This is a genomic window from uncultured Pseudomonas sp. (assembly GCF_943846705.1).
Lineage (GTDB): Bacteria > Pseudomonadota > Gammaproteobacteria > Pseudomonadales > Pseudomonadaceae > Aquipseudomonas.
This window is the reverse complement of the sequence record NZ_OX044366.1, coordinates 3,201,227-3,225,246: the sequence shown is the minus strand read 5'-3', so window position 1 is coordinate 3,225,246 and position 24,020 is coordinate 3,201,227. Positions and strand designations below refer to the sequence as shown.

Genomic DNA, 24,020 nt, shown 5'->3' with positions numbered 1-24,020 from the left:
CCAGCATGTTCGAACGTCTGCCCTCCAACTGGATGCTCGCCATCAAAAGCATCGGCTACTGGCTTTGGTTGATCTCTGTCGTGGGCATCCCCATGAGCTATTACTCGTCCTTGCATAGCCCATACAGCAACGCATGGCCGTGGCTGGTGGTCGTGGTGGTTTTTGGCGTGATTCCGCTGCTGGACTTGCTTGTCGGGCGTGACCCGGCCAACCCCGATGAAGCCGTGCAGGTCCCTCGCATGCAGCAGCAAGGCTACTACCGCCTATTGAGCCTGGCCGCTGTGCCGGCTTTAATCGGCATGCTCGGCTGGGCCGGCTGGGTATTCGTCAACCATGCAGCCTGGAACTGGCTCGGCCAGTTAGGCTGGGTGCTATCCGTTGGTACGGTAACCGGCTCAATTGGCATCACCGTGGCCCACGAACTCATCCATAAAGACCCGGCGCTTGAGCAGAACGCTGGCGGCCTGTTGCTCGCAGCCGTCTGCTATGGCGGTTTCAAGATCGAGCATGTACGCGGCCACCACGTGCATGTCTCCACCCCGGAAGATGCCAGCTCCTCGCGTTATGGCCAGAGCCTGTATGCCTTTCTGCCGCATGCTTACAAACACAACTTTCTCAACGCCTGGAAACTTGAAGCCGAACGCCTGAAGCGCAAGAACCTACCCGCCCTGCACTGGCGCAACGAGTTGCTTGGTTGGTATGCGCTCAGCGGGCTATTTCTGCTTGGCTTCAGCCTCGCGCTCGGCTGGCTCGGCGCACTGTTTTTTATTGCGCAATCGGTGGTCGCATTTACCCTGCTGGAGATCGTCAACTACGTCGAGCATTACGGCCTGCACCGCCGTAAGCTGGAGAATGGCCGGTACGAACGCACCAACCGAACACACTCATGGAACAGCAACTTCCTGCTGACCAATCTATTTCTGTTTCATCTACAACGACACTCAGATCATCACGCCAATGCCAAACGCCGTTATCAGGTGTTGCGCCACTTCGATGACAGCCCACAACTGCCCAATGGTTACGCCGGCATGGTTGTCCTGGCGCTCTTCCCACCACTATGGCGGGCGGTAATGGACCCCCGCGTACGTGCGTATTACGCCGGCGAAGAGCATCAACTGAGCGACTCACAATTGACGCGCTCCTAATTGTGCAGCCTCTGCAACTCGCCACACAACAGTCGGGGCATGCGCTTAATGCAGCCAGGTGCTCAGCAAACCCCCATACCCAGCTGCAAAAATGCCAGGCCACTTTGCAACCAGCCCCACCAGGCCAAGCCGAGGAGCAACATGCCGGCCATTACCAGCGCGGTATTCAAGCCATAGCCCGTATTCATGCACCCGCCTCCTGTTGTTGCAAACGTGCCACCGGCTGCTCACGCACTGGCCAGTTCAGCGCTGCAGCCAGCAAGCTCAGCAGCACGGCAATCTGCCAGACCAGATCGTAACTGCCGGTACGGTCATACAGATAACCGCCCATCCAGCCGCCGAGAAAGGCACCAAGCTGGTGGAACAGGAACACAATACCGCCAAGCATCGACAGGTTGCGCACGCCGAACAGCGTCGCCACCGTGCCATTGGTCAGCGGCACCGTCGACAACCACAGCAGGCCCATGGCCACGCCAAAGGCATAGGCGCTCCACACCGTCAGCGGGGTCATGATAAACGCCATAATCACCACCGCACGGGCCAGATACAGCGCGCTGAGCAGCCGCGGCTTGGACATGCGCCCACCCAGCAAGCCGGCAATGTAAGTGCCAAAGATGTTAAACAGCCCGACCAGCGCCAACACCGTGGTGCCGACCATGGCTGGTAGGTGTTGATCGACCAGATAAGCCGGCAGGTGTACACCAATAAACACCACCTGAAAGCCGCAGACAAAAAAGCCTAACGCCAACAGCCAGAAACCCGAATGGCCGCAGGCCTCACGCAGAGCCTCGCCCAGGGTTTGCTCATCACCGCTATGTGGCAGCGGCGTGTCTTTGAGCATCGTCGCCAGCGGAATGATCAAGGCAACCAGCAACCCCAAGGCCATCAGCGCCACCGACCAACCCAGCCAGCTGAGCAAGCCCAACGTACCGGGCAGCATGACAAACTGACCGAAGGAGCCGGCGGCGGCAGCGATGCCCATGGCCATGCTGCGCTTCTCCATCGGCACGGCGCGACCGACCGCGCCGAGAATCACCGAGAACGAGGTACCGGAAAGCCCGAGACCAATCAGCAGCCCAGCACTCAACGACAGGCTCATGGGGGAATCAGCCAGGCCCATGCAGGCCAAGCCAATGGCATACAAAATACCGCCGACGATCACCGTGCTGCGCGCACCAAAGCGGTCAGCCAACGCACCGGTAAACGGCTGAGTCAGCCCCCAAATCAGATTCTGCAAGGCAATGGCAAAGGCGAAGACCTCACGCCCCCAGCCAAATTCGGCGCTCATCGGCGGCAGAAACAAACCAAAACCATGGCGAATACCCAGCGATAGGCCGAGGATCAGCGACCCGCCCAGCATGATCCATAACGTAGTTCGTCCTCGCGACGTCATGCCTGTCTTCCCTAGAAATCCCAGCGCCAAATAGCAGTCATAAGCAGTTTGCAGTTCACCATCACAGAAGGCAATCAGACCATCGGCGAGGATTTGTTGCTGGCGCACCCTGACAATTCGGCGGCGCTTTCAGCACACAAGTCGGCATCAACTGGGCCGCAGGCAGCGCCATATAGAAAGCAGTGCTGAAATATCCAGCTTAAGTCAGGCGTTGCCGCGATCAGCACAGAACTGCAGAAGGTTTTGCTAACAGCAACCACCACAGCTACCGAGCAGGCATCCGCACAAGCAGAGTAGATAAAGCGCGCACCGGGCAAACCGACGTAACGGCTCGCACAGCTGCGGTGAGCACGGCAGGCACAGCCTCACTCAGGCCTAGGTTATTGCCCCAGACCTGAGTCTGCGTTGCTGCGCTGACACTGACGCGCAGGGCGGACCAACGGGTTATTTCAGATCACTAAGCGCTGCGCCGAAGTTCAGATGCAGCACCTGGCCGTCCACCACTAGCACGGGCACCGACTTGACCCCTGCCTGCTCGGCTTCAAGCACGCGCTTCGGCTGTTCGCCGAGGTGAACGACTTCGACCTTCACTTTTGGGTCCAGCAGGCTGAGCAGGGTTTGTTCGGCCGAGACACAAACAGGGCACCCGGCGTGGTAGAAGCGTGCAATGGTCATTTCGGATCTCCTCAGGCAGTTAGTATCGTATCGACACACAACCAACCATAGGCGCAACCAGCGGTTTGTCAATGTAGTTTTTAGTCAATACTATGTGGGCAAAGGAGTAATGCCATGACCGCGATAACGCTCTTCGATCTATTCGAACGCCTGTCCAGCTTGATGCGTATGTGGCACCGCCAACACCCGCTGTTGGCGGATCTGCAACCGATCCAGGTCAGCGCCTTAATTTATCTATCGCGTTGCAACCGCTACTCGGACACGCCACTTGGAGTGACCGAGTACCTGGGCCTGACCAAGGGCACGGTGTCGCAATCACTCAAGGTGCTGGAAGCCAAAGGCCTGATTGTTAAAACGCCGGACGCCCGGGACAAACGCAGTGTCCATCTGCAGTTGACCGACACCTCGCGCACCCTGATTGACAGCCTGTTACCGCCAACCTTGTTAATCGACGGCGAAGCGCGGCTGGCTGAACGTGGGCCGCAATTAACCGCGCTGCTGGCCGAGTTGTTGGTCGAGGTGCAACGTAGCGCAGACGTGCCGAGTTTTGGCCTGTGCGCCACCTGCCGCTTCCACCAGCACGTAGCTGGCCAGCCCTTCTGTGGCCTGACCCAGGAGCCATTGAGCCAGAGTGACGCGACGCTGATTTGCCGCGAGCATCAAGCCCACGAGGCCTGCGTATCAGCCTGACAAACATCACCCTCGACACCCCGCTAACCGACCGCGCTCAGCCGTTCAGCCGCCCGGCTCACGCAGCGCCATCGATAAACAGCCCCAAGCGGCGGCGCTGGCGGCAAACACATTGGGCCTTGCCGGCGACGCGCAAGGCGATCTAAAGGTTCATGGCGGCAAAGAGAAAACCATCCACCATTACCCGTGCGAGCACCACAGCGCCTGGGTTATTGAGTTAGGCGAAGTGCAAACCACCGGCTGCAGCGGGGTCGGTAGCTGCCGGTAGCCAGGTTGCTTTCGGCCAGGAGCAACCAATCGCAGAAGCTGGTGGACAGCTCTGCCGCCGGCCAGTAGCTTCTCGCAGCAGAGGTGCAACCACCCTGCACCCGCATCAGTCTTATGGCGTTTTTCGTCCTGCCCGTGTCGCGTTCTCCGCGCGCGGCTGCATAGAGTTCAAATGCTTCGCGAGTGACAAGGAACGTTATCAGACACCAAGAAGGGTGTTATGCGACAGCGATGTCGTCTAATAATAGTTATGCACAATCTAGTTTAAATACCGTAGGTTTTCAGGCGGGTCATCGTTGATAAATTAAGGTACTAACGAATGAGCTTTTCAGATTTTCTAAGTGAGTACCTGCTAGTTCTCTCGACTCAGCTAAGCTCATCAAATACTTATCTCACTCTGTTCGCAGCAGTGCTTGGAGCCATAGTTGGTGTATTTTTATCTGTAGTTGCTGGTTGGATTTCAGGCTACTTAAAAACCATTTCATACAATGAAATAGCCAGGATGCAAGTAAGGGATTTTGCTTTCGATAATATTACAAGGTGCGACTCAAATGCCGGAATCTTAAATAATGAAATTTCAAATTTAAGCCCAGGCTCTGGCCCCATGACTCTCACTGGTATTTCTAATCTAATCGACTACCAACCTTTACTTTTACAAGTTCCAGCAAAATTCAAAAGCCCAGAGTTATTTTTACTAAGGATGCAAATCTCGGCTTTGAACACTCACCACTCTCAATTAGTCAATGTAGTCAAACTCCGAGATAGCCTATCAATAGAAATAAGAAAAGCACCTCAAGGCCAGCAAGAGTGGGAGCTAGTAGGGCTTCGCTTAGAATACGACCGTTATCTATTGAATAAGTACAACGAAATCAAGATCTACACACAAACCTTATCTGATTTTACTAAAATGTCATTTTGTAAGCGTGCCAGAATTAATTTCTCAAGAATCAACAAGCTTGAAAGCACGCTGAAAAAGTTGCAGTCACAAAAATGTGGGTAGTTGTGCATAACAACTGGTTCAAACCGTTCGCTTCGCTCACTGGGACGGGCTAAAGCCCGCCCCTTAACCAAACGTTAGCTCTCAAAAGGAAAAATTTTGCTTACTCAAGAAATGCCGATCGTATTCGTTCAACATGCAGCTGATATTCTCGCTGACACGAACTCCGGCCTGAGTGGGCCAAATATAGTTCGTATCACTGCGACATACGGCGTTGAATATGATGTAACTCTAAAGCATCCAACATATCCATTTGAAGCACCAAACAAACGAACTGCACTCCTCGACAATCTAATGTGCTTCAGCCCACAGCAGCAGTACAGAATTATAAAAGAACTCTGCGACCACACTTCCTTTCCGGTAAATCCTAATCCGGAAAGAAAGACATTAAAAATTAAGTTAGTAACGCGATACTCTCATCTTGACCCGCGCGACACGCCATCAGAAGTAAACGAAAATCTTATAGAAGAAACCCGCCACTGGCTTGATGGCTATTCGGAGGCGCAGTCACTTTACAACCAAGCACTCGAAAAATATGAGCACGGGGCTTTCAGTAGAAACCTGCTAGACGATCTCCGTTTATCACTTGAGAAATTGCTCCATAAAATATTTGAAAATAAAAAATCTCTTGAGAATCAAATACAGAATGTAGGACAGTTACTCAAAGCAAAAGGAGGCTCGCCAGAGCTATCCAACATGTTTGTAAAATTAATCGACTACTACACAAAGTATCACAACTCATATGTGAAGCACGATGACGCAGTAAACGAACAAGAAATCGAATTCATTCTTGAAATAACATCATCGCTTATGAAGTATCTAATTAGGCTCGCGCGTGTTGAAAGCTAACAACTGGTTCAAACCGTTCGCTTCGCTCTCTGGGACGGGCTAAAGCCCGCCCCTTAACCAAACGTTAGGTTCTCAATGACCAATCGCGTTTACCTCTACTGCACAAACGCAACAGAAATGCCTCATGAGATTGGCACAGAAAATTTCTTTTCTATATCAGGAAAAGAGTACGAAGCCGGAGCATGTATCCCTTTATTCTGGCTGCTTATGTATGAAGAGATAGATATAAAGATTATCTCGCCGGATGATTTAGGCGCAGATATTGATGCTCACCCGTACCCTTATCTAATCTGCAAAAAAGAGAAAGCGATTCGGCAACTCACGGATTGGCACTCAATTATCGAGTGCACTGCCAAAAATTCCGTACAAATTGCACTGCTCTCAGAGTGGATCTTACGCTTAGAGAGTGAAGAGTTTAATAACGTAATCATCCGTACAGAAGAGCTATCTTGGTTTAGTCAGCCGGGTGAGCTAGAAAAAAGCTTGCGCATTGCGCTTAAACATATAAATTCCTGCAAAGAAAAGCGGGAGTTAATACTCAGTAGGCGTGTGGTTGATCTGATCGGTTTGTGGGATCAGGAAGAATTTCTAGAATGCGAGTCGTACCAACTTGCTGGCCAGTGCAACCAGAAAGAAGGATGGCCTAAACCATTCACATCACCTTATCAAGTTAGCACCACAGAAAAACCGAAGATACGAAAATGGTGGGAGTTTTGGAAAAGAACCTAACAAGGCGCTCAAATCGCTCACTTCGTTCGCTGGGACAGGCTAAAGCCTGCCCCTTAGCTTAATCGTTAGGCAAAAACAAATGACTCGCGTGCAACTCGTAGAAATCGACCTTCAAGCGGTCACTGATACGGAAGAACTCCATTCCTTGCTTATGGTGTCGCTAGCTTTTCCGAGTTGGTACGGGTGCAACTGGGATGCCTTCTGGGATGCCATCACTGGCCTAGTTGAAATGCCAAAAACACTAAAATTCATACATTGGCAAAACCTCTCTCAGCGCTTACCTAGTGACGCGGCATTGCTCCAAGATTTACTCACGGAAATGCAGGCTAAATACCCACAGTTAGCATCTGAGGTAGTTTATGCCTAACAAGTGTATATGGACTCTCCCCACAAGTAGTGGGCAAAGCTTTTCCTAACCCTGTCGTCAGCGCGGTTGCATTCGTATATCCGGCCTGTTTTGGGCTCTAGCGCCCTGGCCATTGCTTAGTGCACACAGCGGGGCCGAAAGCGCTGCCTTTTATGCTTACTTCAGCGAGGCAGCGCGGTTGAGCTTTCAACCTTTCGACGGTTTTATTGCCGAGTCAAAACTGCCTGAATAGCGCAGCCACCAGTATCCCAGCGGCAATCGCTGGCAGCGGTTTTTTCAGTAACAGCATGGTGATGGCGGTGGTCAGTAAAGCCAGCCTTGCGCCGTTATCGCCCTCAAGCGCCATGGGTGCCAGCAGCGCCACCAGCACGGAGCCAGACATTGCACTGATGAACTGTTTTACCCGGTAGCCGATGGGCACGAATGCCATCAGGTAAACCCCGGCCCAGCGGGTCAGCAAGGTCACCCCTGCCATGATCAGCACCACGAGCAGTGCGCCGAAGCCTGTCGTTTCAATGCTCAATTTTTTTCTCCGGCAAGCACACCCCAGCTAAACCGCCTGCCACTGCACCGACGACGACGTGACTGTTATCCGGCAAGTACCAGTAGGCCAGCAAGGAGGCGCAGGCCGCGACACACCAGATCAACAGCATACGCAGGCTCTTTTCCCCGCCCACCACCATGGCGAGCAGGAAGCAGCCCATGACCATATCCAGCCCTAAGCTTTTAGGGTTTTGAATGGCCCCGCCAAAGTAGACACCCAGCCACGTCCCCACTACCCAGGATGACCAGAGGACCAGACCACCTCCCAGCAGAAGGCCGATACCTGGCTGCCCTCGATTAAATGCCTGCATCGACATTGCCCAGTTGGCATCGGTGGCAGTGAGCATGACGCCATAACGTTTTACGGGCGGCAGATAACGCAGCCACGGGTAGAGCGTTGCGCCCATCAGCAAGTGCCGGGCATTGATGGCAAACACGGTAATCACCAGGGTGAAGAACGGAATCTGCGGCCCCCATAACTCCAGCGCAGCGAACTGCGAGGCACCCGCGAAGACCAATGCGCTCATCGCTATGATCACCGAGTCTTCCAGCCCGGTCTGTACAGCCGCCAGCCCGAAGGCTGCCCCGAACACCGCTACAAACATGGAAATGGGCAAGAGCTGTTTGAAACCAGCCCAGACCATCTGACCATTAAAGTCATGCAAATTTGTCTGCATGCCGCTCATCTCACGCCCTCTTCTTGAAAACTGCTGTCGATGCGCGCAGCACTGATGTTGGCTGGCTGCGCGTGACGAGTTCAACTGGCGGCCAAGGCCACCAGCAGCGCACATTCGGCCAATTCCAGCAGCGCCCCGGCGGTATCCCCGGTGGTGCCGCCCAGGCGCTTGAGCATCAGGCCGCGCAACCAGAGAAAAACCACCGCAGCCACCAACAGAGCCAGCAGCGCCGGCCAGCCGAACAGCAGCATGGCCACTCCATTAGCGGCCAACACCCAGGGCAGCTGCCGACGTGGCAAATGTTCGGCCAGCGCCTGGCCCAAACCGCCCTTGCGCACATAGGGGGTTGTTAGAAACAGCAGCGGCACTAAACAACGCGCCAGCCAAGGCACCAACAGCACCAGCAAGGCCGAGTGGTTTTCCAGCAGGCTGACCAACGCGGCAAACTTGAGCAGTAGCAACAGCACCAGCACCACCACGGCAATCGGCCCGCTACGTGGGTCCTTCATGATGCTCAGGGTGCGTTCTTTGTCGCCAAAACCGCCCGCCCAGGCATCAACACTGTCGGCCAGGCCATCAAGGTGCAGTCCACCGCTAATGCCCACCCATAGCGCCAGCAACAGCGCGGCCTGCAACAGCACGTGGGTATTGCCGAGCAGGTGCTGTGCGCCGAGCAACAGCAGACCGATCAGCAACCCCACCAGCGGGTAGAACAAGAACGAGCGGCCGCTCTGCTCAGGCGTGGGCATGCCGGCCAGGGTCACCGGCAGACGGGTGAGAAACTGCAGGGCAATCCACCACGGGGTCATGCCAACTCCCGCAGTTCGCCCTGATCATCCAGGGACAGTTGAAAGCGCTCGGCATGCCCCACCACCACCTGCAGCAGATCGTTGCGCGGCAAGCCACGGGCGCGCGCCAGCAGCAGGCGCATCACCCCGCCATGGGTGACCAGCAGCACGCGCTCGCCGGCATGACGCGCCTGCACACGCTGCACAGCGCCGAGCACCCGCGCTTCGAACGCCAGCAGTGGCTCGCCTTGCGGCGGCGTAAAACCGTAGGGGTCACTCCAGAAACGCCCAAGCTCGTCGGCGCTGGTTTGCATCAGGTCGGCGGTATTGCAGCCCTCCCACAGGCCGAAATGCAGCTCTTGCAGATCAGGCTCCAGGCTGAGCGGCACGCCCTGTTGCGCCGCCAACTCCTCGGCAAACCGCGCACAGCGTTGCAAGGGTGAGCTGATCAAGCGATCCCAGCGGCTACCGTCGGCCACCGCCGTGCGCAGTTGCGCCCAACCGGTATCGGTCAACGCATCATCCAGGCTGCCGCGCAGGCCACCGCCCAGTTCGGTTTCCCCGTGACGCAGCAGCTCCAGATACACCGTCATGCTGGACGATCCGCCACCGCCGCCTCGGTAAAGGTGGCCATGTTGTTGTGCAGGCTGCAGGCCAGTTGCAGCAGCGGCACCGCCAACGCCGCACCACTGCCCTCGCCCAGGCGCAGGCCCAGGTCCAGCAGCGGCTCGGCTTGCAGCGCCTTGAGCACCCGTTGATGACCCGGCTCGGCGCCGCTATGGGCAAACAGCAGCCAGTCGCGGCATGCCGGATTCAGCTGCACCGCCAGTAACGCCGCGACGCTGCAAATAAAGCCGTCGACCAGCACGCTGATGCCCTGCTGCGCACAGGCCAGATACGCGCCGCTGAGGGCGGCGATCTCAAAACCGCCCAGGCGCTGCAGGATCTCGATGGGCTCGCTGATTGCCGGACGATGCAACTCCAGTGCAGCCTCGATCACCTCGGCTTTATGCGCCACGCCGGCGCTGTCCAGCCCGGTACCGGGGCCGGTCACCTCCAGCGCAGTACAATCCAGCAGCAGGCAGGCCATGGCCGTGGCGGCGGTGGTATTGCCGATGCCCATTTCGCCACCGATAAACAGCTGACAGCCCGCTTCATGGGCGCGCTGCGCGCTCGCCTGGCCGGCATTCATGGCCAGCAGTAGCTGAGCCACGGTCATTGCCGGCGCCTCGGCGAAGTTCTGCGTACCCGGGCCAATGTGCAATTGACGCACGCCACGCAGCGGCTCTAATGGCTCAGCGAGGCCCAAGTCGATCACCTCCAGCGTCGCGCCCAGCTGCTTGGCCAACACGCTGATCGCCGCGCCGCCGTTGACGAAGTTATGCAGCATCTGCCCGGTAACGGCCTGGGGGAAGGCCGATACCCCTTCGGCCACCACGCCGTGGTCGCCGGCAAAAATGCTGATCCACAGATTGTCCACCTGCGGCCGCTGATTGCCCTGCATGGCCGCCAGCTCAATGGCCAGCTGCTCCAGCCGGCCGAGTGAGCCGGCCGGTTTGGTCAATTGTTGCTGGCGCGCCTGCGCCTTGCGGCGTACCGAGGCATTCAACGCCTGACAGCTTTGTTGCCACCATTGCTCACTCATAGCGCTGCTCCTTTCAAGACCATCGGCAAACCCGCCACGGTAAACACCACGCGCTGACAGCGCTCGGCCAAAGCCTGATGCAGCCAGCCGGCCTCATCCACATAGCGGCGGGTGAGTTCACCCAGTGGCACCACGCCGAGGCCGGTTTCATTACTGACCAGAATAATCCGTCCCGGCAAAGCCGTCAGGCATTCGAGCAACGCCTCGCGCTCGGCGGGCAAGCGCTCAGGGTCATCGAGCATCAGCAGATTGGTCAGCCACAGGGTCAGGCAATCGACCAACAGGCACTTGTCAGCTGCGGCGTGCTCACGCAGCACCTGGGCCAGCGCCAACGGCTCCTCTACCAGCCCCCAGGTGGACGGACGACGCTCGCGGTGATGCTGAATACGCGCATCCATCTCGCCATCCAGCGCCTGGCTGGTGGCGATATAGGTCACCGCCAGGCCAGACTCGCTGGCCAGCTTTTCGGCCAAGCGGCTCTTGCCGGAACGGGCACCGCCGAGAATCAGTTCAAGCATGTTCAAACCTCATAGATGGGCCCACTCACAGACCACAGAGCTGACGTAGCCGAGACGTATCCAGATGCTGTTCAACCAGATCAGCCAGGCGCTCGATATCGCGCTCGCGCAGTGCGTGGTAATCCACCGTTTGCACCTCGCGCAGCCCCGCCCAGCGCAGCAGCGCGCTACACGCCTCGCTGCGTTCAAACAGGCCATGCAGGTAAGTACCGAGCACCTGGCCATCAGCACTGACTGCGCCATCGCGGCGACCATCGTCCAACTGCACCGCCGCCACGTCCAGGGCCGCGCCGCTGCTGACGCCAGCATGAATTTCGTAGCCACTGACCGCGGCATTTTCCAAACACAGCTGGCCGTGCACATTGCGCAGCTGTTTCTCCGCCTCCAGTACGGTGCTGAAATCCAGCAGGCCTAATCCAGCACTGCCACCTGCGGCACCTTCCAGGCCATGGGGATCGTCAATTCGCGTTCCGAGCATCTGTAAGCCGCCGCAAATGCCGAGCAGTTTGCCGCCATAGCGCAGGTGCTTGTCGATAGCCGCCGGCCAACCTTGCTGACGGAGGAAGGCGAGATCGGCGCGCACGCTTTTCGAGCCGGGCAGGATGATTAGGTCAGCAGGAGGAATCGGCTGGCCGGGGCCAACAAAGCTCAGCTCGACCTGCGGGTGCAGGCGCAGCGGGTCGAAGTCGGTGTGGTTACTGATGCGCGGCAACACCGGCACCACCACTTTCAGCACCTCGGCAGCCTTGACGCCCTGACGAATGTCGATGGCGTCCTCGGCTTCCAGGTGAAAATCCATCAAATACGGCAATACCCCGAGCACCGGCTTACCGGTGCGTTGCTCCAGCCAATCCAGGCCCGGCTGCAACAGGGCGATATCGCCGCGAAAACGGTTGATCACAAAACCCTGCACCCGCGCCTGCTCGCTTTCGGAGAGCAGCGCCAGGGTGCCGACCAGGTGGGCAAACACCCCACCCTTGTCGATATCGGCAATCAGAATCACCGGGCAGTCCACCGCCTCGGCAAAGCCCATGTTGGCGATATCGCCGGCACGCAGGTTGATTTCGGCCGGCGAGCCGGCGCCCTCCACCATTACCACCGGGTAGGCCGCACTCAAGCGCTGGTGCGACTGCAGCACCGCCTGCATCGCCACCTTTTTGTAATCGTGATAGGCCAGCGCATCCATGCTGCTGAGGGCGCGGCCGTGGATGATCACCTGTGCACCGGTGTCGCTATTGGGTTTGAGCAGCACCGGGTTCATATCGGTGTGCGCTTGCAACCCTGCGGCCTGGGCCTGCACCGCCTGGGCGCGGCCGATTTCGCCACCATCAGCGGTGACTGCCGAGTTGAGCGCCATGTTCTGCGGTTTGAACGGCACCACCGCGACGCCCTGACGTTTTAGCCAGCGGCACAGTGCGGTGACCAGGGTGCTTTTACCCGCATCGGAGGTGGTGCCCTGCACCATCAGGGTGGTCATGTACGTGCTCCGGCATAGGCAATAAGCGCCTGCTGCAAACGCTGCCAGCCCGCTTCATCAGGCGGCAGGCCGAAACGCAGGCTCGGTGGTGTATCGAACAGCCGCGTGAGAATGCCGCGAGCGGCGAGAAACCCATGCAGCTCGGCCGCCTGCGGCAGGCGGCAGTAATGGAACAGCGCACTGCCGCCAGTCGGCGTTAGCCCCTGGGCACTGAGTAGCCCGGCCAAACGCTGGCCATCGGCCAACAAGCGCTCACGCTGTTGGCGCTGGCCGGCTTGATCCTGCAGCAGCGCAATCGCGACTACCCGGCTCGGGCCACTGATCGCCCAAGGGCCGAGCAACTCCGCTAACTGTTCGAGCAAACCCGGCTGGGCCAGGACAAAGCCCAGACGAATACCCGCCAGGCCAAAAAACTTGCCGAACGAGCGCAGCACGACCAACCCTGGCTGCTGACTAAAAGCCGCCAGGCTGTATTCGGGGGTGCAATCGATAAAAGCTTCATCCACCACCAGCCAGCCGCCGCGTTCAGCCAGGCGGGCGTGCCAAGCCAGCAGCTGCCGGGGTTCGAAACGTCGCCCAGTGGGGTTGTTCGGATTGACCAACAGCAGCACATCCAGGCGCTGCAGCGCATCCTCGATATCGGCTTCGCTGATTTCCAGCAGATGATGACCTTCACGCTGCCAGGCGGCCGCATGCTCGGCATAGGCTGGCGAGACGATACCGACCGTGGCGCTACGCAGCAGACGCGGTAACGCCTGAATCGCCGCCTGAGAGCCGGCCACCGGCAGCAGATTGCTAACCCCGTAATAGTCGCAGGCAGCCGCTTCGAGACCGTCCTGCGCCTCGGGCAGGCGCGCCCAGGCACTCGCGGGAATCGCCGGCAGCGGCCATCCGTAAGGTGCGATGCCGGTGGAGAGGTCCAGCCAATCGCTCAGGGCAATGCCATAGCGCTGCGCCGCAGCGCGTAGACGACCACCGTGTTCAAGCATAAAAAAACGTCCCAATCAGCAGTAGCACCAGCCACAGCAGCACGCCGCCGTTGACCAGGTTGATGGCGCGCTCGATATCCCGTGCCTTGGGTTGTGGTCCCGCACCCAGTTCAGGCCGCACATGCAGCTCACCGTGATATTCAGCCGCGCCGCCGAGGCTGACGCCCAGCGCGCCAGCGCCAGCCGCCATCACCGGGCCGGCATTCGGGCTGTCCCACAACGGCGCCTGGGTTCGCCAGCAGCGCAGCGCCAGTGCGGTACGGCCGAGCAGCGCGTAAGTCAGCGCGACCAGTCGTGCCGGCAGGTAATTGAGCCCATCGTCGATCTTCGCCGCAGCCCAGCCGAAGCGCTCGTAGCGTTCATTGCGATAGCCCCACATGGCGTCCAGGGTGTTGCTCAGGCGATACAACACCACCCCCGGTGCGCCGGCCAGGAGAAACCAGAACAGCGCGGCAAATACCGCATCACTGCCGTTTTCGAGCACCGACTCGGTGCCGGCACGGGCCACGCCGGCGGCGTCCAGGTCTGCGGTATTGCGGCTGACCATATAACCAACGCGCTCGCGGGCCAGGCGCAAATCGCCCAGTCGCAGCGCCTGCGCCACCGGCCGGGCATGCTCGCCCAGGCTTTTCAGGCCCAGCGCGGCGTACAGCGCAATAATCTCCAGCGCCCAACCGATACCGCTGATCTGGCTCAGCAGCCAGGCCAGCAGGGTCAGCGGCAACACCGCCAGGCACCAGGCGCTGACACCGTGACTGCGCCAGCCGCCACCGGCCGGGTTAAAGCGTTGTTCGATGCGCTCAGCCAATTTGCCGAACGCCACCAACGGATGCCAACCCTTGGATTCGCCAAAAACCGCGTCCAGGGCAACCCCGGCGCAGGCAGCGAGCGCCACACTCATGGCGTGCCCCAGTGGTTCTCAAACAGCAGTTCACTCAGTGGCCGTGGCGTCGCCCAACCTTCCTGAGCCAGCATCGGTGCGTCATAGAACGCCTCTACCGGCCCCAGGCACAACACTGCCAACGGCTTGCTGCCGGCCGGCATGCCAAGCAGAGCGGCCAGAGCCTGGGGCTCAAACAGTGACACCCAGCCCATGCCTAAACCTTCGGCGCGCGCAGCCAGCCAGAGGTTCTGGATGGCGCAGGCCAAGGAGGCCTGGTCCATTTCCGGCAAAGTGCGCCGGCCAAACACATGGGCCTCACGGCCCTCCATCAGGGCCACCACCAGCAGCTCGGCACAGTCGCGAATACCCTCGACTTTCAGCCGCATAAATTCATCACTGCGCTCACCCAGCGCCTCGGCAGTGCGCACCCGCTCCTCTTCCACCAAGCCGTGAATCGACTCACGCAAAGCCGGACGGGTAATCCGAATAAACCGCCACGGCTGCATCAAGCCAACGCTGGGGGCCTGGTGCGCGGCCTCAAGCAAGCGCGCGAGCAACTCGGGGGGCACCTCACCGCCGCTGAAATGGCGCATATCGCGACGCTCGGCGATGGCGCGGTAGACCGCCGCGCGTTCCTCCGGGCTGAAGGCGTGCTCGCTCATGCTGGCGCTCCGGGGTTAAACAACGCCGCCGCTGCAGCCGGGTCGGACGGCAGATAGAAGTGGATATAGGAGGCCGTCAACCGGCCCTGGCGATAGACTGCCTCGGCGGTGCGTTTATAGTTCGGGCACTCACCACGGGTCAGCGGCTGCAGTTCGCTGGTCAACGCCGAGTAGTGGAAACTGTGGCCGCGCAACAGGCCTTCCGGCAGCTCGGTTTGCTGCAAGGCCATGGCGGTCATGCGTGGTTGCAGCGTCGCCTCACCGCTTAACAAGCCGAGCATCTGCCCGCTCGCGCCCTGTTTGTCGGTCAGCTTGTCGAGCAGATAGAGCATGCCGCCGCACTCGGCATGGATCGGCTTGCCGGCCCCGTGGTGTGCGCGAATCGCCCGTGCCATAGCCTGATTGGCCTCAAGCCGCTGCAGGTGCAGTTCCGGGTAACCGCCGGGCAGATAGAGGCTGTCGACCTCGGGCAGCTGCGCATCCGTCAGCGGCGAGAAGAACTTAAGCTCAGCCCCCAACTCACCCAGCAGGTCGAGATTGGCCTGGTACAGAAAGGCAAAGGCACTGTCACGTGCCACCCCAATCCGTACGCCCTTGAGCAGCGGCGCTGGCCTTGCCTGTTCTGGCGCGGCGAAGCTGACGGGTGGCGGCAACTCGGTGTCGGCGCTGGCGGCCAAGGCATCGGCGGCGGCATCCAGGCGCGCATCTAGGTCGGCCAACTCCCCCGCCTGCACCAGGCCCAGATGCCGACTGGGCAAACCAACTTCGGCGCTGCGTGGCAGTGCGCCATACCAGCGGATCGAGGCCGGCAAGGCATCGCGCAGAATCTCGCCATGCCGCGCACTGCCAACCCGGTTGCCAAGCACACCGGAGAACGGCAGATCGGGCTGGAAGGTCGCCAGGCCATGGGCCATCGCCCCAAAAGTCTGCGCCATGGCCGAGCCGTCGATCACCGCCAGCACCGGCACGCCGAAGTGCCGGGCCAAATCGGCCGCCGAGGGGGTGCCATCGAACAGGCCCATCACCCCTTCGATCAGAATCAAATCAGCTTCAGCGGCCGCCTGCCAGAGTAAGCGGCGGCTCTCGGCGGCACCGACCATCCACAGGTCGAGTTGATACACCGGTGCGCCGCTGGCGCGGGCGAGGATCATCGGATCGAGAAAGTCCGGGCCGCATTTAAACACCCGCACACGCTTGCCCTGGCGGCTGTGCAAACGCGCCAAGGCCGCCGTCACGGTGGTTTTACCCTGACCGGAGGCTGGGGCGGCGATTAACAACGCGGGGCATGAGCGGGCAGCAGAGTCGCTCATTAGAATTCGACTCCCTTCTGTGCCTTAACCCCGGCTTTGAACGCATGTTTGACCAGGCTCATCTCGGTCACGGTATCCGCCGCTTCGATCATCCCTGGCAGCGCGCCACGCCCCGTTACCACCACGTGCTGGAGGAGCGGTCGCGCTTCGATATCGGCAAGCACCGCATCAAGCTCCAGGTAGCCGTATTTCAGGGCAATATTCAGTTCATCGAGCACCACCAGGCCGATGGCCGGGTCACTGAGCAACTGCGCCGCCACCGCCCAGGCTTCGCGGGCCTTGTCGATGTCGCGCTGGCGATCCTGGGTTTCCCAGGTAAAACCTTCACCCATCACGTGGTAGCTGACTTCATCGGGAAAACGCCGAAAGAACGCCTCCTCGCCGGTGCTGGCCGCACCCTTGATAAATTGCACCACGCCGACCTTGATGCCGTGGCCCAGCGCGCGGGCGACCATGCCAAAGGCGCTGCTGCTCTTGCCTTTGCCATTGCCGCTGTGCACCAGCAGCAGGCCGTATTCATCCTGAGCCTGGGCAATCTTCTCATCGATCAGGGCTTTTTTGCGGGCCATGCGCGCTTGGTGCCGGGCGTCACGCTCTATCGATTCAGTCATCACTCACACTCACTAAAAAACGGGCAGCCAGGCGGCGTCCGGTGGGTAAACGGCAGGCAAACGAGGGGGTAAGTCATCGCGCTGCTCCACCGCCACAAGGCGGTCTGGCTGTAAAAAGCAGGCGGAGATAAACCAAGCGCGGGCTCACGCACAACGCAAGCCACACGCCAGACAACGCCCTCCGCGATGCCGTGGACTGCAACAGGCCGGTCTCCGGGCTTGTGAGTGGAACCGCTAGGTTCCCCAATCGCGCCTTCCCATGCCGCTAAGCACAGTGGCGGAATGCGATTGTTGACTCACTTACCGTTGCGGGGGCAGCGTCGGAATGGCTGGCGTAGAACGCACAACGCACCGACTTCCCTGTTTCACCCCGCACACGCATAGCGTCGGGGGCACCTGTTACAAGGCGCGAAGGGTAGAGAGTTAGCCTTTAAGCGTCAAACGAATGCGCCGTGGGTGCATCACAAGATGTGCATTGGGTCAGGCTCAATGCTTGGGCATAAAACCCGCCGGCTTGCTCGCCAGCCACTCGACGAAGGTACGCAAGCGCTCATCACTCAACAGGCTGTCGCGATTGTTGTAGGTCAGCGCCAGCTGTTTTTCGCTGAACAGCCGATGGATCTGGTTGTGACAGGCACGACAAACCCAGAGCGTGGCGCTGATGCGCTGACTTTTGCCGAAGCGCTTTTGTACGTAGACCTTGTTATGCAGCGCCTTGGGGATCAGGTGATGGCGGGTCAGCGGCGCTGCACGGGCGCAGAGTTCGCAGCTATCCGGTTGCTCAGGCAGGCGGATCGGTTCGGGCATACAGGCAGCGCCGGTTCAGCGCTTACGGCACAGGCTCAAGCCATCGCCGAGCGGCAACAGGGACAGGTCGATGCGCGGGTCATCACGCAGCGCCAGGTTGAGCGCCTGAATCGCCTGGGTGTCGGCGCTCTCGGGGGCTTTTTCAAGTACCCGGCCACTCCACAGGGTGTTATCGAACAGAATCAGTCCGCCCTGGCGCACCAGGCGCAAGGCCGATTCCAAGTAGGCGGGATAGTTGGCTTTATCGGCATCGATAAACAGCAGATCAACCCCCCCGGCCAGCCCTTCACTTTCAAGCGCGGCCAGGGTTTGCAGCGCCGGGGCCAGGCGCTGCTCGATACGCCCACTCAACCCCGCCTCACGCCAGTAACGCTCGGCGGTGGCGTTGTAGTCGCCGGGAATGTCGCAACAAATCAACTGACCATCGGCCGGCATGGCCTGGGCCATGCAGATGGCGCTGTAACCGGTAAAGGTGCCAACTTCGACAATCCGCCGCGCGCCCATCAACTGCACCAGCAAGGCCATAAACTGGCCCTGCTCAGGGGCAATCTGCCAACGCGAGTTACTCAGCTGCGCGGTTTCTTCGCGCAGACGCTTGAGCAATGGCGTTTCACGCAACGAGACGTCGAGCAGGTACTGATACAGACTGGCATCGAGATTGAGTGTTTGCGTGGTCATACAAGCCCCTCTACAAATACCCAGCGCTGGGCGCTAGGGGTTACCCGCCAGCTCCGCGGTGAATACGCGCTTGGCATTCAAGTAAGTGCGCTGCCAATAAGTATTGCTCAGGCTGTCCAGGCGCACGGTTCCGCCGCTGGAAGGCGCATGCACGAAACGCCCGTTGCCGACGTAAATGCCCGCATGACTGACCTGGCTGCCGCCATTGGTGGCAAAGAACAGCAGATCGCCGCTTTGCAGGGCATCGCGACCAACGCCCGGGCCGCGCATGCGGATCAGCTCACGGGTTGAGCGCGGCAGCTTGATGCCCGCCGCATCACGATAAACAAAGCCAATCAGGCCACTGCAGTCGAAGCCGCCTTCAGGGGTGTTACCGCCATAACGATAGGGTGTGCCCACCAATCCCAACGCACGAAACAGCACATCATCAGCATTGCCGTTAATGCCACTGATGGGCTGATAAACAGTGGATTGCGGGCTTGGTGCCGGGGCTTGGCTGGCGCAGGCGCTAAGCAGCGCGGCCAGTACAAGCAAACTGATACGGGAGAGAGCGGTCATGGACAAGGCGATCCTGAGCCGGGATGCGCCCTACTCTGCCGGCTTGCCCATTCTAGCGCAAGCTTTAGCTTTGCTTGGCAGGTTGTTGATATCTATCACTATGCGCCTACTTGGCACCTTGCCTACAGCGGCCTAGAAATTTCGACCGCTGCGCGCAGGGCTCAAGGGTGACGTACAACCGAGTCGGTTGGCGCCAACGCCAGGGCACGTTTGGCCTCGATAAAGGTGCGCTTCCAATAGCGATCATCCAGGCTATCAACCCGCACACCGCCACTGCGGCTGCTGGAAGAATGGATGAACTGATCATCACCCATGTAGATGCCGGCATGGCTGACGCGGCCGCCACCATTGGTGCTGAAGAACAGCAAATCGCCTGGCTTGAGGTCACCACGATCCACCAACGGTGCATCGATATTGATCATTTCACGGGTCGAGCGTGGCAATTTGAGCCCCGCTTCTTCCTTAAACAGGTAACCGATAAAACCGCTGCAATCGAAGCCGGAACTTACCGAGCCACCACCAAAACGGTAGCGCGTACCCACCAACGACAGGCCATGGGACAGAATGCCATCGGCCAGTTGCGGGAGTTTGTAGGCTTTTTCTTCGGTGAAATCGCCAAGGGCGGCTTCTTTGGCTTGTTCATCAAACTCGGCAAGGTCTGTCGAGGAGAACACGCTGGATTGAGTGCTCAGCTGCGGTTGCGGAGCATGGTTGGCGCAGGCGGCCAAAACCAGGGAAAGTGCGATAGGCACGAGGGGTGCGAGGCGTTGGAGCATGGGCACGACCGTGTCGGTGAATTTCACAAGGGCGCGACTATGCCCTCTATGACATGCATTTGCAAATTCTATGGCTCTAAATGTGACTCAGTAGTTCCGGCAAAACATCTAAGGCACGCCCCGGCAAATGTACATCCACCCTGTCGCTCAGCTCGGTACGCTGTGGGTTGACATCAACCGTAAAGCCACCGGCTTGCCGCGTGCGCAGCAGCGGTTCGACGATATAGGGAAAGCTGGCGCTGGTGCCGATACTGATGACCACATCAAAACCTTTGCCTAGCTCGGCGTAAAGCGTATCGATGGCCTGCTCCGGGAGCATTTCTTCAAACAGCACCACGGGCGGGCGCAGCACCCCGGCGCATTGCCGGCATTTGGGTGGCAATGGCCGCTGCAAGTGCGCGGCCAGCTCCGCATCGACCGCCCCGCAGGACTGGCAATACAACGGAGCCAGCTCGCCGTGAATCTCGATCAGCCGCTCCATCGGGCTACCGGCTGCGCGGTGGTAGCCATCGATGTTCTGCGTTAGCAACCAGCATCCTGGCTTTCTGCGCTGTAGCTCAGCAATCGCGTAATGCCCGGCATTGGCCTGGGCACCCAAACACGCCCTGCCCAGCTCCGCCAGGTACTTCCAGCACAGCGCCGGATCACGCTGCAGCATCGACCCCGATAACGCGGTTTCAATCGACAGGCCTTCGGCGGTATGACCGTTATACAGACCGCCCAGGCCGCGATAGGTAGGTAAACCGGAATCGGCAGACAAGCCGGCACCGGTAATTAGCAAAATTCTTTCGGCTTGCTTGAGTTGCTGCGCGACCCGCTTGATTGCCTGCTCCATCGCAACGCTCGACCTTAGTGATTAACCGTAAGCGCCAGCATCGCTGACAGCTGACACAGTGGCCGCCCGCTCTGCTGATGCCACTGATTGAAGGCGTCCTGCACGGCTGCCCGCTCTTTTAGGCTGGTCGGGGCTTTATCGATAATCTTCTGCGCCTTCAGTGCTGCGACCACATCATCGGTAGGCACGAACGTGTCCTTGCCAACCATGCGTAGAAACCGTGGCGCAGAGAGCCCGCCGAGCTGACTGCCGTGTTTGGCCAGGTACTTCCACAGCCCGACGATATCGCTCACTGGCCAATCGGCGATCAGCGCGCCGAAGCTGCCCTTTTCCTGGCGCACATCGAGAATGAACTGAGCATTGCGCGGCACGCTCTTAAGCTTGCCCAAGTGACGAATGATGCGCGCATCCTGCATCAGGTTTTCCAGGCGCTCTGCGCCCATCAGCACCACTTTCTCCGGATCGAAGCCGAAGAACACCTGCTCAAACGCCGGCCACTTGGCATCCACCAGGCTGTGTTTAAGGCCGGCGCGAAACACTCGCAGGCTGAGCGTCGACAGGTAGCGGTCATCACTGATCGCCCGCAATTCCTCGGCGCTGCACGACTGTGGCAGCATTGACTCCAGTGCGGCGATCGAACCGAAGCGGTTCAGGCAGTATTCGTGCAGCCATTTGTAGTCACGCATCGGGCAATCCTTAAACCGTAATTGATGGGTGTCGCTGCGCTCGACCCATCCTCCGCAGCCAAGCCTAGGCTCAGAGGTTCATTACATCGAGAAAGCGCGGCGCCGCGCTGTCATCGATTTTCAGGCTCTTGAAGTCGAACAGATTGCGGTCAGCTAATTGTGACGGCACCACGTTCTGCAAGGCGCGGAACATGATCTCGGTGCGGCCCGGCGACTTGCGCTCCCAGTCCTGGAGCATCTCTTTGACCACCTGGCGTTGCAGGTTTTCCTGCGAGCCACAGAGGTTGCACGGAATGATCGGGAACTCCTTGAGCTGGCTGTAAGCCTCGATATCCGCTTCGTTGCAATAAGCCAACGGACGAATTACCACGTTACGGCCGTCATCGGCGCGCAGCTTGGGCGGCATGGCCTTGAGGGTGCCGCCGTAGAACATATTCAGGAAGAAGGTTTCCAGGATGTCGTCACGGTGGTGACCCAAGGCCATCTTGGTCGCACCGATCTCATCGGCGAAGGTGTACAGCGTGCCGCGACGCAGACGCGAGCACAGCGAACAGGTGGTCTTGCCTTCCGGGATCTTCTCTTTTACCACCGAGTAGGTGTCTTTCTCGACGATGTGGTACGGCACACCGATGGACTCAAGATACGCCGGCAAAACGTGCTCGGGGAAGCCTGGCTGCTTCTGGTCCATGTTCACCGCAACGATCTCAAACTTGATCGGCGCGACCTTTTGCAGGTGCAACAGCACGTCAAGCATGGTGTAACTGTCCTTGCCACCCGACAGGCAGACCATGACCTTGTCGCCATCCTCGATCATATTGAAGTCGGCAACGGCTTCGCCGGCCTGGCGACGCAGACGTTTTTGCAGCTTGTTCTGATTGACCGAAAGGGTGCCCATGGTGCGCTGGAGTCCGGAAGTCGTTGAGGATGCGGCATTTTACGCAGAAAGCGTGACGCGCCCCACCCCGCAGTTGCTGAAATGCTAGGCTCGGCCGATGAATGACGATTTAGACCCCAGCCTCGACCTCTGCGAACACCTGCATCAGCTGCTGAGCGCCTCACCTAGCGGCCTTGCCGAGTACGACTTGATCCAGCAGCTGAAAGCACGCCACTGCACCCACATCCCCAACCTGCCGCTGACCGACAAGTTGGTGCTGTTTCGTACGCACTTTCTGCTGTTTAACGCGCTCTATCGCCTGCGCGAGCGACTGTGGGCAACGCGTAGCGGCTATCTACAGATCAGCGCACTGAACATTCAGCTGCTGCCCTACCTGTCGGGCAGCCTGGAGTTAAGCGAGCACGACCCACTGCGCGATTACTACCTCGACATGAGCCAGCTCAGGGACACCGACGAGGAGGATGTCGCCACGCTGCTGCGCAGTTTCTGGTCACGCATGCAGGGTGGCGAAGAACTACAGGCGGCGCTGGAGCTCTTTGAACTTGCTGAAAGCCCGGAGACACTCACGCCTGCGAGTATCAAACAGCGCTACCGACAATTGGTCAGCCTGCACCACCCTGATCGGGGCGGCAGTACAGAGCGTTTGCAGTCGATCAACAAGGCCATGGAAATCCTAGAACGTTATTACGGCCGTGGTTGAGAGTCCGATTTGCTCTAACGGCCCGCCCTTGCCTGACTGAATCGCCACCTATACTGCGACATACGGTCGCATAGGTTCGGCCTCGCACCTGATGACGCTGCACACGCGAATCAGGCGCTGAGCTGGGGGGCGATCGCTATAACAAATGGAGGTCTGGCATGATCCATCACGTTTGGGGGCTCTTCACCCATCCTGACCAGGAATGGCAGGAAATCCGTGGCGAAGAAGAAAGCATCAGCCACATGTATCTCACCCACGTCCTGATTCTCGCGGCAATTCCCGCGGTTTCGGCTTTTATCGGTACCACCCAGGTTGGCTGGGCAATCGGCGAGCGAGCGCCAGTGATGCTGACAGAGGCCAGCGCGCTGCAAATGACCATCATGACCTACCTGGCAATGCTCGCCGGCGTAGCGGTAATGGGCGCGTTTATTCACTGGATGGCACGCACCTACGATGCCAGCCCAAACCTCACACAGTGCGTAGTGTTTGCCGCTTACACCGCCACACCGCTGTTTATCGGAGGGCTTGCGGCGCTCTACCCACACCTCTGGCTGGCCATGGTGGTGGGCACGGCAGCCATCTGCTACACGGTGTACCTGCTGTATGTCGGTATACCGATGTTTATGGGCATACCCGAGGATGAAGGCTTTATGTTCTCCAGCTCGGTGCTTGCAGTAGGCTTGGTGGTGCTGGTGGCGATGATTGCCTGCTCGGTGATCCTCTGGGGCATGGGTGTTGGGCCGGTGTACACCAGCTAACATCATGCGGTGACATACAACGAAACCACCTGCGGGTGGTTTCGTCGTTTCTGGGCTGCGAAGCCCATCTACCTTGGGCATAATCACCCGCCCTGTTTCGATAGCCGCATCC

General features: G+C 59.1%; 30 protein-coding genes and 1 riboswitch. Of the genes, 8 read left to right on the top strand and 22 right to left on the bottom strand.

The window, feature by feature from the left end; all coding sequences use genetic code 11:
- Nucleotides 1-5 precede the first annotated feature (5 nt).
- Complete coding sequence (locus tag Q0V31_RS15250; RefSeq protein ID WP_298188885.1) at nucleotides 6-1,145, top strand: alkane 1-monooxygenase; 1,140 nt, start codon at nucleotides 6-8, stop codon at nucleotides 1,143-1,145.
- Nucleotides 1,146-1,207: 62 nt separating this feature from the next.
- Here Q0V31_RS15250 and Q0V31_RS15245 read toward each other — a convergent pair whose 3' ends face one another.
- The 3 genes from Q0V31_RS15245 to Q0V31_RS15235 form a co-directional block, all read right to left on the bottom strand.
- Nucleotides 1,208-1,333, bottom strand: a complete 126-nt coding sequence (locus tag Q0V31_RS15245) for a hypothetical protein (protein ID WP_298188883.1) — start codon at nucleotides 1,331-1,333, stop codon at nucleotides 1,208-1,210.
- The gene (locus Q0V31_RS15240) at nucleotides 1,330-2,538 is read right to left on the bottom strand and encodes an MFS transporter (RefSeq protein WP_298188880.1); all 1,209 of its coding nucleotides are present in this window, start codon (nucleotides 2,536-2,538) and stop codon (nucleotides 1,330-1,332) included. Before Q0V31_RS15240 ends, Q0V31_RS15245 begins: the two co-directional genes overlap by 4 nt.
- A gap of 444 nt (nucleotides 2,539-2,982) precedes the next feature.
- Nucleotides 2,983-3,213 (bottom strand): glutaredoxin domain-containing protein, encoded by a 231-nt coding sequence (locus Q0V31_RS15235; protein WP_298188879.1) that lies wholly within the window; start codon nucleotides 3,211-3,213, stop codon nucleotides 2,983-2,985.
- 114 nt (nucleotides 3,214-3,327) lie between these two features.
- On the opposite strand from Q0V31_RS15235, the gene Q0V31_RS15230 reads away from it, so the two are divergent.
- The 5 genes from Q0V31_RS15230 (at nucleotide 3,328) to Q0V31_RS15210 (ending at nucleotide 7,112) form a co-directional block, all read left to right on the top strand.
- Entirely contained in the window at nucleotides 3,328-3,903 is a 576-nt protein-coding gene (locus Q0V31_RS15230; protein WP_298188878.1) for a MarR family winged helix-turn-helix transcriptional regulator, read from the top strand.
- A gap of 586 nt (nucleotides 3,904-4,489) precedes the next feature.
- Complete coding sequence (locus Q0V31_RS15225) at nucleotides 4,490-5,170, top strand: hypothetical protein (RefSeq protein ID WP_298188875.1); 681 nt, start codon at nucleotides 4,490-4,492, stop codon at nucleotides 5,168-5,170.
- Between the two features lie 96 nt (nucleotides 5,171-5,266).
- Complete coding sequence (locus Q0V31_RS15220) at nucleotides 5,267-6,016, top strand: hypothetical protein (RefSeq protein WP_298188873.1); 750 nt, start codon at nucleotides 5,267-5,269, stop codon at nucleotides 6,014-6,016.
- Between the two features lie 75 nt (nucleotides 6,017-6,091).
- Complete coding sequence (locus Q0V31_RS15215; RefSeq protein ID WP_298188872.1) at nucleotides 6,092-6,745, top strand: hypothetical protein; 654 nt, start codon at nucleotides 6,092-6,094, stop codon at nucleotides 6,743-6,745.
- A 79-nt stretch (nucleotides 6,746-6,824) separates the two neighbouring features.
- The gene (locus tag Q0V31_RS15210; RefSeq protein WP_298188870.1) at nucleotides 6,825-7,112 is read left to right on the top strand and encodes a barstar family protein; all 288 of its coding nucleotides are present in this window, start codon (nucleotides 6,825-6,827) and stop codon (nucleotides 7,110-7,112) included.
- Nucleotides 7,113-7,326: 214 nt separating this feature from the next.
- Here the strand turns inward: Q0V31_RS15210 and Q0V31_RS15205 are convergent, their stop codons facing one another.
- The 19 genes from Q0V31_RS15205 to ttcA form a co-directional block, all read right to left on the bottom strand.
- Complete coding sequence (locus Q0V31_RS15205) at nucleotides 7,327-7,635, bottom strand: AzlD domain-containing protein (protein ID WP_298188867.1); 309 nt, start codon at nucleotides 7,633-7,635, stop codon at nucleotides 7,327-7,329.
- Nucleotides 7,625-8,341 (bottom strand): AzlC family ABC transporter permease, encoded by a 717-nt coding sequence (locus Q0V31_RS15200; RefSeq protein ID WP_298188865.1) that lies wholly within the window; start codon nucleotides 8,339-8,341, stop codon nucleotides 7,625-7,627. Before Q0V31_RS15200 ends, Q0V31_RS15205 begins: the two co-directional genes overlap by 11 nt.
- A 71-nt stretch (nucleotides 8,342-8,412) precedes the next feature.
- Nucleotides 8,413-9,141 (bottom strand): adenosylcobinamide-GDP ribazoletransferase, encoded by a 729-nt coding sequence (locus Q0V31_RS15195; protein WP_298188863.1) that lies wholly within the window; start codon nucleotides 9,139-9,141, stop codon nucleotides 8,413-8,415.
- A complete protein-coding gene (gene cobC / locus Q0V31_RS15190) occupies nucleotides 9,138-9,713 on the bottom strand; it encodes an alpha-ribazole phosphatase family protein (RefSeq protein ID WP_298188861.1) in 576 nt (191 codons plus the stop codon). The genes Q0V31_RS15195 and cobC overlap by 4 nt, the downstream gene beginning before the upstream one ends.
- Entirely contained in the window at nucleotides 9,710-10,765 is a 1,056-nt protein-coding gene (cobT, locus tag Q0V31_RS15185; protein ID WP_298188859.1) for a nicotinate-nucleotide--dimethylbenzimidazole phosphoribosyltransferase, read from the bottom strand. Before cobT ends, cobC begins: the two co-directional genes overlap by 4 nt.
- On the bottom strand, nucleotides 10,762-11,283 hold the full coding sequence (cobU, locus tag Q0V31_RS15180; RefSeq protein ID WP_298188857.1) for a bifunctional adenosylcobinamide kinase/adenosylcobinamide-phosphate guanylyltransferase: 522 nt from the start codon (nucleotides 11,281-11,283) through the stop codon (nucleotides 10,762-10,764). Before cobU ends, cobT begins: the two co-directional genes overlap by 4 nt.
- Nucleotides 11,284-11,308: 25 nt before the next feature.
- A complete protein-coding gene (locus tag Q0V31_RS15175) occupies nucleotides 11,309-12,760 on the bottom strand; it encodes a cobyric acid synthase (protein ID WP_298188854.1) in 1,452 nt (483 codons plus the stop codon).
- Nucleotides 12,757-13,749 (bottom strand): threonine-phosphate decarboxylase CobD, encoded by a 993-nt coding sequence (gene cobD / locus Q0V31_RS15170; RefSeq protein WP_298188851.1) that lies wholly within the window; start codon nucleotides 13,747-13,749, stop codon nucleotides 12,757-12,759. Before cobD ends, Q0V31_RS15175 begins: the two co-directional genes overlap by 4 nt.
- Entirely contained in the window at nucleotides 13,742-14,650 is a 909-nt protein-coding gene (cbiB, locus tag Q0V31_RS15165; RefSeq protein WP_298188848.1) for an adenosylcobinamide-phosphate synthase CbiB, read from the bottom strand. Before cbiB ends, cobD begins: the two co-directional genes overlap by 8 nt.
- A complete protein-coding gene (bluB, locus tag Q0V31_RS15160) occupies nucleotides 14,647-15,294 on the bottom strand; it encodes a 5,6-dimethylbenzimidazole synthase (protein WP_298188846.1) in 648 nt (215 codons plus the stop codon). Before bluB ends, cbiB begins: the two co-directional genes overlap by 4 nt.
- Complete coding sequence (locus Q0V31_RS15155; RefSeq protein WP_298188844.1) at nucleotides 15,291-16,604, bottom strand: cobyrinate a,c-diamide synthase; 1,314 nt, start codon at nucleotides 16,602-16,604, stop codon at nucleotides 15,291-15,293. Before Q0V31_RS15155 ends, bluB begins: the two co-directional genes overlap by 4 nt.
- Nucleotides 16,604-17,215, bottom strand: a complete 612-nt coding sequence (gene cobO, locus Q0V31_RS15150) for a cob(I)yrinic acid a,c-diamide adenosyltransferase (protein ID WP_298188842.1) — start codon at nucleotides 17,213-17,215, stop codon at nucleotides 16,604-16,606. Before cobO ends, Q0V31_RS15155 begins: the two co-directional genes overlap by 1 nt.
- 186 nt (nucleotides 17,216-17,401) lie before the next feature.
- Nucleotides 17,402-17,630: riboswitch (cobalamin riboswitch) on the bottom strand.
- Between the two features lie 71 nt (nucleotides 17,631-17,701).
- Nucleotides 17,702-18,022, bottom strand: coding sequence for a hypothetical protein (locus Q0V31_RS15145; RefSeq protein ID WP_298188841.1), 321 nt, complete (start codon nucleotides 18,020-18,022; stop codon nucleotides 17,702-17,704).
- A 15-nt stretch (nucleotides 18,023-18,037) separates the two neighbouring features.
- A complete protein-coding gene (locus tag Q0V31_RS15140; RefSeq protein ID WP_298188838.1) occupies nucleotides 18,038-18,700 on the bottom strand; it encodes an O-methyltransferase in 663 nt (220 codons plus the stop codon).
- A gap of 33 nt (nucleotides 18,701-18,733) precedes the next feature.
- Nucleotides 18,734-19,258: a C40 family peptidase gene (locus Q0V31_RS15135; RefSeq protein WP_298188835.1), complete on the bottom strand. Its 525-nt coding sequence runs from the start codon at nucleotides 19,256-19,258 to the stop codon at nucleotides 18,734-18,736.
- Nucleotides 19,259-19,419: 161 nt separating this feature from the next.
- A complete protein-coding gene (locus tag Q0V31_RS15130; protein ID WP_298188834.1) occupies nucleotides 19,420-20,034 on the bottom strand; it encodes an NlpC/P60 family protein in 615 nt (204 codons plus the stop codon).
- 76 nt (nucleotides 20,035-20,110) lie between these two features.
- Nucleotides 20,111-20,869, bottom strand: a complete 759-nt coding sequence (locus Q0V31_RS15125) for an NAD-dependent deacylase (protein ID WP_298188831.1) — start codon at nucleotides 20,867-20,869, stop codon at nucleotides 20,111-20,113.
- A 14-nt stretch (nucleotides 20,870-20,883) separates the two neighbouring features.
- Nucleotides 20,884-21,555: a DNA-3-methyladenine glycosylase I gene (locus Q0V31_RS15120; protein WP_298188827.1), complete on the bottom strand. Its 672-nt coding sequence runs from the start codon at nucleotides 21,553-21,555 to the stop codon at nucleotides 20,884-20,886.
- Nucleotides 21,556-21,625: 70 nt separating this feature from the next.
- Complete coding sequence (gene ttcA / locus Q0V31_RS15115) at nucleotides 21,626-22,450, bottom strand: tRNA 2-thiocytidine(32) synthetase TtcA (RefSeq protein WP_298188824.1); 825 nt, start codon at nucleotides 22,448-22,450, stop codon at nucleotides 21,626-21,628.
- A 97-nt stretch (nucleotides 22,451-22,547) separates the two neighbouring features.
- On the opposite strand from ttcA, the gene Q0V31_RS15110 reads away from it, so the two are divergent.
- Both Q0V31_RS15110 and Q0V31_RS15105 read left to right on the top strand, forming a co-directional pair.
- Nucleotides 22,548-23,150 (top strand): DNA-J related domain-containing protein, encoded by a 603-nt coding sequence (locus Q0V31_RS15110; protein ID WP_298188821.1) that lies wholly within the window; start codon nucleotides 22,548-22,550, stop codon nucleotides 23,148-23,150.
- A gap of 158 nt (nucleotides 23,151-23,308) precedes the next feature.
- The gene (locus Q0V31_RS15105; RefSeq protein ID WP_298188820.1) at nucleotides 23,309-23,908 is read left to right on the top strand and encodes a Yip1 family protein; all 600 of its coding nucleotides are present in this window, start codon (nucleotides 23,309-23,311) and stop codon (nucleotides 23,906-23,908) included.
- The last annotated feature ends 112 nt before the right edge of the window (nucleotides 23,909-24,020 follow it).

Bases quoted from the DNA above. Each gene is read 5' to 3' on its own strand.
- Q0V31_RS15250 (WP_298188885.1), top strand. From the start codon at position 6: ATGTTCGAACGTCTGCCCTCCAACTGGATGCTCGCCATCAAAAGCATC.
- Q0V31_RS15245 (WP_298188883.1), bottom strand. From the start codon at position 1,333: ATGAATACGGGCTATGGCTTGAATACCGCGCTGGTAATGGCCGGCATG.
- Q0V31_RS15240 (WP_298188880.1), bottom strand. From the start codon at position 2,538: ATGACGTCGCGAGGACGAACTACGTTATGGATCATGCTGGGCGGGTCG.
- Q0V31_RS15235 (WP_298188879.1), bottom strand. From the start codon at position 3,213: ATGACCATTGCACGCTTCTACCACGCCGGGTGCCCTGTTTGTGTCTCG.
- Q0V31_RS15230 (WP_298188878.1), top strand. From the start codon at position 3,328: ATGACCGCGATAACGCTCTTCGATCTATTCGAACGCCTGTCCAGCTTG.
- Q0V31_RS15225 (WP_298188875.1), top strand. From the start codon at position 4,490: ATGAGCTTTTCAGATTTTCTAAGTGAGTACCTGCTAGTTCTCTCGACT.
- Q0V31_RS15215 (WP_298188872.1), top strand. From the start codon at position 6,092: ATGACCAATCGCGTTTACCTCTACTGCACAAACGCAACAGAAATGCCT.
- Q0V31_RS15210 (WP_298188870.1), top strand. From the start codon at position 6,825: ATGACTCGCGTGCAACTCGTAGAAATCGACCTTCAAGCGGTCACTGAT.
- Q0V31_RS15200 (WP_298188865.1), bottom strand. From the start codon at position 8,341: ATGAGCGGCATGCAGACAAATTTGCATGACTTTAATGGTCAGATGGTC.
- Q0V31_RS15195 (WP_298188863.1), bottom strand. From the start codon at position 9,141: ATGACCCCGTGGTGGATTGCCCTGCAGTTTCTCACCCGTCTGCCGGTG.
- cobC (WP_298188861.1), bottom strand. From the start codon at position 9,713: ATGACGGTGTATCTGGAGCTGCTGCGTCACGGGGAAACCGAACTGGGC.
- cobT (WP_298188859.1), bottom strand. From the start codon at position 10,765: ATGAGTGAGCAATGGTGGCAACAAAGCTGTCAGGCGTTGAATGCCTCG.
- cobU (WP_298188857.1), bottom strand. From the start codon at position 11,283: ATGCTTGAACTGATTCTCGGCGGTGCCCGTTCCGGCAAGAGCCGCTTG.
- Q0V31_RS15175 (WP_298188854.1), bottom strand. From the start codon at position 12,760: ATGACCACCCTGATGGTGCAGGGCACCACCTCCGATGCGGGTAAAAGC.
- cobD (WP_298188851.1), bottom strand. From the start codon at position 13,749: ATGCTTGAACACGGTGGTCGTCTACGCGCTGCGGCGCAGCGCTATGGC.
- cbiB (WP_298188848.1), bottom strand. From the start codon at position 14,650: ATGAGTGTGGCGCTCGCTGCCTGCGCCGGGGTTGCCCTGGACGCGGTT.
- bluB (WP_298188846.1), bottom strand. From the start codon at position 15,294: ATGAGCGAGCACGCCTTCAGCCCGGAGGAACGCGCGGCGGTCTACCGC.
- Q0V31_RS15155 (WP_298188844.1), bottom strand. From the start codon at position 16,604: ATGAGCGACTCTGCTGCCCGCTCATGCCCCGCGTTGTTAATCGCCGCC.
- cobO (WP_298188842.1), bottom strand. From the start codon at position 17,215: ATGACTGAATCGATAGAGCGTGACGCCCGGCACCAAGCGCGCATGGCC.
- Q0V31_RS15145 (WP_298188841.1), bottom strand. From the start codon at position 18,022: ATGCCCGAACCGATCCGCCTGCCTGAGCAACCGGATAGCTGCGAACTC.
- Q0V31_RS15140 (WP_298188838.1), bottom strand. From the start codon at position 18,700: ATGACCACGCAAACACTCAATCTCGATGCCAGTCTGTATCAGTACCTG.
- Q0V31_RS15135 (WP_298188835.1), bottom strand. From the start codon at position 19,258: ATGACCGCTCTCTCCCGTATCAGTTTGCTTGTACTGGCCGCGCTGCTT.
- Q0V31_RS15130 (WP_298188834.1), bottom strand. From the start codon at position 20,034: ATGCTCCAACGCCTCGCACCCCTCGTGCCTATCGCACTTTCCCTGGTT.
- Q0V31_RS15125 (WP_298188831.1), bottom strand. From the start codon at position 20,869: ATGGAGCAGGCAATCAAGCGGGTCGCGCAGCAACTCAAGCAAGCCGAA.
- Q0V31_RS15120 (WP_298188827.1), bottom strand. From the start codon at position 21,555: ATGCGTGACTACAAATGGCTGCACGAATACTGCCTGAACCGCTTCGGT.
- ttcA (WP_298188824.1), bottom strand. From the start codon at position 22,450: ATGGGCACCCTTTCGGTCAATCAGAACAAGCTGCAAAAACGTCTGCGT.
- Q0V31_RS15110 (WP_298188821.1), top strand. From the start codon at position 22,548: ATGAATGACGATTTAGACCCCAGCCTCGACCTCTGCGAACACCTGCAT.
- Q0V31_RS15105 (WP_298188820.1), top strand. From the start codon at position 23,309: ATGATCCATCACGTTTGGGGGCTCTTCACCCATCCTGACCAGGAATGG.